General features: G+C 65.0%; 8 protein-coding genes and 2 tRNA genes. All 10 read right to left on the bottom strand.

Annotated features, from left to right (window positions below):
- Nucleotides 1-315: 315 nt before the first annotated feature.
- The 10 genes from A2Z13_01315 to A2Z13_01270 all read right to left on the bottom strand — a co-directional run bounded on the left by A2Z13_01315 (nt 316) and on the right by A2Z13_01270 (nt 6900).
- A complete protein-coding gene (locus A2Z13_01315) occupies nt 316-1065 on the bottom strand; it encodes a hypothetical protein (GenBank protein ID OGP79506.1) in 750 nt (249 codons plus the stop codon).
- 4 nt (nt 1066-1069) lie between these two features.
- Nucleotides 1070-1573 carry a hypothetical protein gene (locus A2Z13_01310; GenBank protein ID OGP79504.1) on the bottom strand — a complete coding sequence of 168 codons (504 nt, stop codon included), beginning with the start codon at nt 1571-1573 and terminating at the stop codon, nt 1070-1072.
- 54 nt (nt 1574-1627) lie between these two features.
- Complete coding sequence (locus A2Z13_01305; GenBank protein ID OGP79503.1) at nt 1628-1942, bottom strand: hypothetical protein; 315 nt, start codon at nt 1940-1942, stop codon at nt 1628-1630.
- Nucleotides 1943-1983: 41 nt separating this feature from the next.
- A complete protein-coding gene (locus tag A2Z13_01300) occupies nt 1984-2694 on the bottom strand; it encodes an ABC transporter ATP-binding protein (GenBank protein OGP79502.1) in 711 nt (236 codons plus the stop codon).
- Complete coding sequence (locus A2Z13_01295) at nt 2687-3463, bottom strand: ABC transporter ATP-binding protein (GenBank protein ID OGP79501.1); 777 nt, start codon at nt 3461-3463, stop codon at nt 2687-2689. Before A2Z13_01295 ends, A2Z13_01300 begins: the two co-directional genes overlap by 8 nt.
- Nucleotides 3460-4428 carry an amino acid ABC transporter gene (locus A2Z13_01290; protein ID OGP79500.1) on the bottom strand — a complete coding sequence of 323 codons (969 nt, stop codon included), beginning with the start codon at nt 4426-4428 and terminating at the stop codon, nt 3460-3462. Before A2Z13_01290 ends, A2Z13_01295 begins: the two co-directional genes overlap by 4 nt.
- Nucleotides 4429-4432: 4 nt before the next feature.
- Nucleotides 4433-5317 carry an ABC transporter permease gene (locus tag A2Z13_01285; protein ID OGP79499.1) on the bottom strand — a complete coding sequence of 295 codons (885 nt, stop codon included), beginning with the start codon at nt 5315-5317 and terminating at the stop codon, nt 4433-4435.
- Between the two features lie 25 nt (nt 5318-5342).
- On the bottom strand, nt 5343-6437 hold the full coding sequence (locus tag A2Z13_01280; protein OGP79505.1) for a branched-chain amino acid ABC transporter substrate-binding protein: 1095 nt from the start codon (nt 6435-6437) through the stop codon (nt 5343-5345).
- A 205-nt stretch (nt 6438-6642) separates the two neighbouring features.
- A tRNA-Leu gene (locus A2Z13_01275) sits at nt 6643-6730 on the bottom strand.
- 95 nt (nt 6731-6825) lie between these two features.
- Nucleotides 6826-6900: transfer RNA gene (locus A2Z13_01270), tRNA-Cys, on the bottom strand.
- Between the last annotated feature and the right edge of the window lie 183 nt (nt 6901-7083).

Raw genomic sequence — 7083 nt, 5'->3', positions numbered from 1 at the left:
GCCAAGGTTGAAGTCGCGGGTTCAAATCCCGTCGCCCGCTCCATCCTCTTTCGAACCCTGAAACCACGGGCGCGAAGAACGCGCACCGAACGGAAGGCGCTGCACCTTCCCATACCGCTGCGCCGCCTCGAAGGGGGACTCCGTTCGTGGCTCGCCGTGCGATGGACCCGCACGGCTGCGCTTTACCTCACTTCGCCCCCCTCCTGCGGCGGCTTCGCCGCAGTGAGAAGCGCAGCGACTTCCGTAAAGGGGCGAACAGCCACCCGCGAGGAATCAAGCGAAACCAGGGAACGGAGCCGGTCGCGGGGAACGTCGTCAGGAGGAGAGCGAGCCGATGCGCGTTTCGAGCGCCTGGGCGAACACCGGGTAGGAGTTCCTGAGCACCGGGATCCGGGCGCGCAGGAGGGCGACGTCGTCCGCGGAAGGAGTCTCCGTGACGGGCACCGATTCCGGAAGGAGCGGGAACCCGGTCTCCCGCCGCGCTTCCTCGTACGTCACCCCCGGGTGCAGGGAGAGCAGGCGCCACTCCTGGCCTCGCGCGTCGTACTCCATCGTGCAGAGCGGGGTGACGAGCCGTGTCGGCCCGCCGCGCCGCCAAGGGTATTGCGGCGTGCTCGCCGCGGAGGTGACGAAATCGCACCTCTCCACGAAGATGCGCGGGGAGTGCGCGAGCGTGAACAGGACCACGCGCCGGGTCATGTAGTAGAGCATCGCCGAGCCTGCGCCCCCGGGAAGCCGGACCTTCGGCGCGTCGTACGGACCGATACAGGTGAGATTGAGGTTCCCCTTCCGGTCGATCTGCGCCCCCGAGAGAAAGAAGAGGTCGAGCTTCCCGCGCTGCGCGAGGTCGAAGAGCTCCTTGGAGCCTTCCGTGACGGGGGTTTCCCCGGACCCGAGCAGGAGGAACTTCCCGTGGCGGGCGTGGGACGCCTGTGCGTGCAGGACCCCAAGGAGCGGCACGGGGGAGAGGGTCCCCACGGCCGTCCGCTCGAAGTCGCGCACCTCCCGCGAAATCCGGTAGGCGAGGAACTCGTCGGGAGTGCATCCGGAAAGAAGCAGGGGCATCGCCTCATGCCCCCTTTCCCGCAAGGTTCAGTTCCTGAAAAGCAAACGCCAGGTACTCTTCCTCCGTTTTCCCCAGAACGGTTTCCGAAAGCCACGCGGAAAACCCTTCCTCCGTTTTCGAAGCCGAGAGGTACTTTTCGATGTGCCCCCGGTCGATCCCGTACGCGTTGACGCATGCGCCGGGATGCGCGCCCCGCGGGGCGATCACCACGAGATCGATGTGGAGGGCGGAGAGGAAGACCTCCCCCGGGCGGGCGACGAACTCCCCGGCCGGGACGATCTCCTCAACGGTGACGACGGCCCGCTTCGCGGCGAGAACCGCGAGACGGTCGGATTCCAGGGCGGAGCAGACGACGTTGCCGTTTTCGTCGGCACGGATCGCGTGGATCACGGCCCAGTCGGGGACGATGGGAGGGACGACGAAGATTTTCCATCCGGTGTACGGGTCCTCCACCTGGCGGAAGTCGGCGCGGACCTTTTCATAATCGCTGTCGGCGAACCCGAGCATGGGGTGGTACGGCAACCCGGCGGCTCCAGCCTGGAGCCCTGCTAGGATGCCGGGTCAGGAGTGCTCGCGGGTCTTGAGACGCCCCGCTTCGACCGCCCGCCGGAAGTTGGGCGCCATCCCGAACTCTCCCAGGGAAACCTGGGGAAACTCGACGGACCGCACGCAGCCCGCCCCGACGAGCAGGTCGACGTTGATCCCCCCGATGGGGGAGCAGACGAGATCGAGCTCCTTCTTCCCCTGCCGGATCAGTTCCCGCGCGAACGACATCGGGGGCATGATCATCGCGCCTCCGATCGCGACCTTCGACCCGGAAGCGATGGCCCCGGCCGCCTCGGCCAGGGGCACGAATTGCGCCTTGTTCATCGGCATGGGCTCCTTTCGATTCGCCTGAAACGCCTGTCACCAGTATCTCACTTCTGCCTTCCCCCGAGGTAGGACTCCATGATCTTCGGGTCGTTCCGGAGCTCCGCCGCCGGGCCGCCGTGCACGATTTTCCCCGTCTCGAGCACGTAGGCGAAGCGGGAGACCTTGAGCGCCTGCTTCACGTTCTGCTCCACCAGGAGCACGGTGGTTCCGTCCGCGTTGATCTCCCGCAGGATCCGGAAGATGTCGGCGACGACCAGCGGCGCCAGCCCCAGCGAGGGCTCGTCCAGGAGAAGGAGCCGGGGACGGGAGAGAAGCGCGCGCGCGATGGCCAGCATCTGCTGCTCGCCGCCGGAAAGGGAGCCTCCCCGCTGCTCCTTCCTCGCCTTCAGGATGGGGAACCGCTCCATGACCGCGTCCAGGTCCTTCCGGATCCCGTTGTCTTTCCTGTGATAGGCGCCCATTTCGAGGTTTTCGAGTACCGTCATCCGGGAGAGGATCGCCCTTCCTTCCGGCACGAGCACGATCCCTTTCCGGACGATCTTGTCCGGGGCAAGCCCCGTGATGTCTTCCTTCCGGAACGTGATCCTCCCGGCCGCCGGCTTGAGCAGGCCGGAAACCGTCTTCATGAGCGTGGTCTTCCCGGCGCCGTTGGCTCCGAGGATGCAGACGATCGCCCCTTCCGCGACGTCGAGATCGATTCCTTTCACCGCCTTGATGTTCCCGTAGCTGGTCGCGAGCCCCCGGACCTCAAGCATTTCCGTCGTCCTCCTCCCTTCCGAGGTAGGCTTCGACCACTTCCGGGTTGACGCGGATCTCTTCCGGGGTGCCTTCCGCGATCTTCTGGCCGAAATTCAGCACGACCAGCCGGTCGCACACCTTCATGACCAGCGACATGTCGTGCTCGATCAGCAGGACCGTGACACCGAGTGCGCGGATCGTGAGGATCGACTGGTGGATTTCGCGGGTTTCGCTCTCGTTCATGCCCGCCGCCGGCTCGTCCAGGAGGAGAAGCTTCGGCTCGGCCGCCAGCGCCCGTGCGATTTCCAGGCGTCTCTGGTGCCCGTAGGGGAGCTTTCCGGCGGGGAACTCCTCGAAGCCGGCAAGGCCCATGAGCGCGAGCAATTCGCCGGTTTTTTCCCGGATCTGCGCCTCCTCGGCCCTCTGGCTTCCCGTCTTGAGGACGCTCCCCCAGATCCCCGCGCGGCTCCTGGCGTGCCTTCCGACCATGACGTTCTCCCGCGCCGTCATCTGCGCGAACAGGCGGATGTTCTGGAACGTCCGGCTGATCCCCTTGCGCGTAATGGAGTTGGGCCTGAGACCCTCGATGGGTTCCCCGCGGAAGAGGACATGGCCGCCGCTCGGCGGGAAGATCGAGGTGATGAGGTTGAACAGGGTCGTCTTGCCGGCGCCGTTGGGGCCGATCAGCCCCAGGATTTCCCCTTCCTCGACAGAGAAAGATACTCCGTCCACGGCCGCGAGGCCTCCGAAGCGTTTGCCGACATTTGCCAGCTCGAGCAGCGTCATCGGGTGGAGTCGCTCCGCCAGGGGCCTTCCGCCGTCCCTCGGCGGGTCAGACGGCCGACCAGGGGAGGATCGATCACCCCCTGCGGCCGGAAGGTCATCATGAGAACGAGGAGGATCCCGTAGATGATGTAGCGGTAGTCGCTGACGAACCGGAGCGCCTCCGGGACGACGGTCAGGAACATCGCCCCGAACACGGGCCCCAGGAGGTGCTCGCCGCCGCCGAAGACGGCGAACACGAGGATCTCCACCGCGCGGTGGTAGGTGAAGTCCGCGGGGCTGATGTAGGAAGTGGTGTGGGCGAACAGGGCCCCGGCGAATCCCGAGAGCAATGCCCCCTGGCTGAAGGCGAGGACCTTGTAATAGGTGGTGTCGATCCCCGCCGCCTCCGCGGCCGTCTCGTCCATCCGGATGGCGTTGTAGGCCCTCCCGACCCGGGAGGAGGAAAGGCGCAGGAAGAACAGGATCGAGAGAAGAGTGGCCGCCAGCAGGATGAGGAAGACGGACAGGCTGATGAACTGGTTGTTCCTCAATCCCAGGGTTCCTGGGGAGAAGCCCGACTTCCCGAGGGCAGCCAGGATTTCCCTGCCCATCTGGGGGATCGCCGCGATCCCGACGGCGCCGCCGGTCAGCGACTCCCAGTTGACGAAGACGACCCGGACCACCTCGCCGAACCCGAGCGTCGCGATGGCGAGGTACACCCCCCGGAGCCGCAGGGCGGGGATCCCCACGAGGACCCCGGAGGCGCCCGCCAGGAGGGAACCCAGGAGGATGCCGACGGGCATCGGTATCCCGTGCAGGGTGGTCAGGATGGCGGAAGCGTACGCCCCGATGCTCATGAACCCCGCGTTTCCCAGGGAGAGCTGTCCCGTGGCGAGGGTGATGTAGATGCTCACCCCCAAAAGGACGTTGATGAGAAGGAAGGACGCGACCTGCAGATGGTAAGGATTCAGCCAGTCGAAGGGCATGACGCTACCGCCGAGTTTCCGGAAGCGCCTGCCCGAACAGCCCCTGCGGCTTGATCAGCAGCACGACGATGATCGCGATGAAAGCGATGGCGTCCCGGTAGCCGGAGCTCCCGTAGGCGACGACGAACGTTTCGGACAAGCCGAGGAGGATGCCGCCGGCCACCGCTCCCGCGACGCTTCCCATTCCCCCGAAGATGATGATCGCCAGACCTTTCAGCCCCATGGAGAGGCCCATCTGGTTGTTGATGTAGTTGAAGGCCATCCCCACCAGCACCCCCGCCACGCCCCCCATCGAGGAGGCGACGACGACCGTGGCCGTGATGATCTTCGTCGTGTCCACTCCCAGGAGGCCGGCGGTCTCGAGGTTTTCCGCGGTTGCGCGCAACCCTTTGCCGGCCCGGGTCTTGTAGAGCCACAGCCAGAGCCCGGCCATTAGGAGAATCGCGATCGCCAGGATCGCGGCCTGGACGAGGTAGACGGTGACCGGCCCCACCTCGAACTTGATCTCCGCGAAGGAGGTCTCGAACAGCTGGTTCCCCGCCCCGAACAGCTTATGGGCGGTGTTTTCGAGGAGGATGGAGACGCCGATCGTGCTGATGAGGGGGGCCAGCGCGGATCCGCCCGATCTTCCCCGGAGGGGCCGCAGCGCGATACGCTCCAGCAGGTAGCCCATGACCGCCGTCACGGCAATGGCGCCCAGGAAGGCGGCCCATAGCGGAGCGTGGGCCTTCGTCGCGATCAGCATCCCGACGAAGGCCCCGAACATGAAAATCTCCCCGTGGGCCATGTTGATGATGTCGAGCACACCGAAGACGATCGTATACCCGAGCGCCACGATGGCGTAGATGCTGCCCAGGGTGATGCCGTTGATCAGCTGTTCAGCGAACAACGACGCTTTCCGGCGGGGGCGGCTTCTACTGGAACATCTGGAACTTCCCGTCCTTGATGATCAGGACGTTGGGTTCCATGACGACGTCCCGGTCGGCGTCGAAGGAGAACTTCCCGAGGACCCCGTCGAAGTTCCGGATCCCCGCCAGGGCGTCCCGCAGCTTCTCCCGGTCGGCCTTTCCCGCTTTTTGAAGCGCCTCCGCCATGATGTAAAGGGCGTCGTACGCCTGCGCGGCGAACTGGTCGGGCTTCTTGCCGTACGCCTTCTCGTACCGGGCGACGAAGGCCTTCACCTTCGGGTCGTTCCTGTCGGCGAACCAGGGGGTGGCGACCAACAGCCCTTCCGCCGCCTCCTTCGCGATCTCGATGACCTTGGGCGAGTTGAATCCGTTCCCGCCGACGAAGGGGACCTTGATTCCCATTTTCCGGGCCTGGGAGAGGATGACCGCTCCCTCCTCGTAGAGGGCGGAGCAGAAGACGGCGTCCGGGGAAAGGCCCTTGATCTTCGTCAGCTGGGCCTTGTAGTCCGACTGCCCCTTCTGGAAGGTCTCGATGGTCACGATGCTGAGCTTCAGGTCCTCGGCCACCTTCTTCATCGTGTCGAAGCCGGATTTCGTGAAGACGTCGTCGTTGCCGTAGAAAAGCGCCACCTTCTTGATGTTGTATTTCTTCACCGCCTTTTTGACGGACGCGGGAATGGCCTGGGACTCCGGCAGGGAGTTCCGGAAGACGTATTTCCCGATCTGGGTGATCCCGGCGGCGGTGGTCGAGGTCCCCATGATGGGCACGCCGCTGGCGTTGGCTTCCGGGCCCATGACCTTCATCTCCGTGCTGAGCGTCGGGCCCAGGATCGCGACGACCTGGGCGGAGTTGATCAGCTTTTGCCCCGCCGCAAGCGCCTGCTCCTGCTTCCCGGAGGAGTCCTCGATGACCAGCTCGATATGGACGGCACCCTTGGCGTTGATCTCGTCCCGCGCGAGCTTGAACCCGTTGGTGATCGCTTCCCCGTAACCCGATCCCTGCCCGGTGAGGATGGAAATCACCCCGATCTTGCCCTGGATCGCCGCTCCCATGAACACCAACGCGAAGGCGATCATCGCTATCAAGCCGGCCAACCGGATCGTTCTGGGCATGAAGTCCCTCCTGTCGGGATTAATGGTGCCCGGGGGGGGAATCGAACCGCCTGAGCCTCCGGCGATCTCGCCTCCGGCCCCTGCGGCGCGGCTCGGTGCTTCCGCGCTCCGCAAGGTCGCGCTTTTCCTCCCTGGCCGGTCGGCGCCCCTCGCCGGGTTCAATTCCCCCATGATGCACACATGGAAATTCTCATGGTGCCCGGGGGGGGAATTGAACCCCCACGGCTTGTTCAGCCTCGGGATTTTAAGTCCCGTGCGTCTGCCAGTTCCGCCACCCGGGCGCACCCCAGAAACATATCATAAAAACAGGCCCCAAGAACCGGGACATTCCTTGGAAGTCGAGGGATATCGGCTGTGAATGATGAAGGAAGAAGAATGGAGGCGGCACCCGGATTTGAACCGGGGGATAAAGGATTTGCAGTCCTCTGCCTTACCACTTGGCTATGCCGCCATAACATATTCTCGGGCGAACGCCGTGCCCTGTCAAGTTTGTCGGGCGCCGGCGCTATTGTGCCGGCCGCGCGAAATAATGATAGGATGAAACGTACTCCGACGCCCCTCCCGAGCAGGAGGCCCGGTTGCGAACTTCCGTCTTCATCACCGGGGTGGCCGGTTTCATCGGCTCCCACGTGGC

The organism is Deltaproteobacteria bacterium RBG_16_64_85 (assembly GCA_001798885.1).
Taxonomy (GTDB): domain Bacteria; phylum Desulfobacterota; class Deferrimicrobia; order Deferrimicrobiales; family Deferrimicrobiaceae; genus FEB-35.
Note: the sequence above shows the minus strand (reverse complement) of the source record. Positions and strands in the feature narration are given on the sequence as shown.

What these genes read in the sequence shown, in the direction of transcription:
- A2Z13_01315 (OGP79506.1), bottom strand. Translation starts at nt 1,065, where the DNA reads ATGCCCCTGCTTCTTTCCGGATGCACTCCCGACGAGTTCCTCGCCTAC.
- A2Z13_01310 (OGP79504.1), bottom strand. Translation starts at nt 1,573, where the DNA reads ATGCTCGGGTTCGCCGACAGCGATTATGAAAAGGTCCGCGCCGACTTC.
- A2Z13_01305 (OGP79503.1), bottom strand. Translation starts at nt 1,942, where the DNA reads ATGCCGATGAACAAGGCGCAATTCGTGCCCCTGGCCGAGGCGGCCGGG.
- A2Z13_01300 (OGP79502.1), bottom strand. Translation starts at nt 2,694, where the DNA reads ATGCTTGAGGTCCGGGGGCTCGCGACCAGCTACGGGAACATCAAGGCG.
- A2Z13_01295 (OGP79501.1), bottom strand. Translation starts at nt 3,463, where the DNA reads ATGACGCTGCTCGAGCTGGCAAATGTCGGCAAACGCTTCGGAGGCCTC.
- A2Z13_01290 (OGP79500.1), bottom strand. Translation starts at nt 4,428, where the DNA reads ATGCCCTTCGACTGGCTGAATCCTTACCATCTGCAGGTCGCGTCCTTC.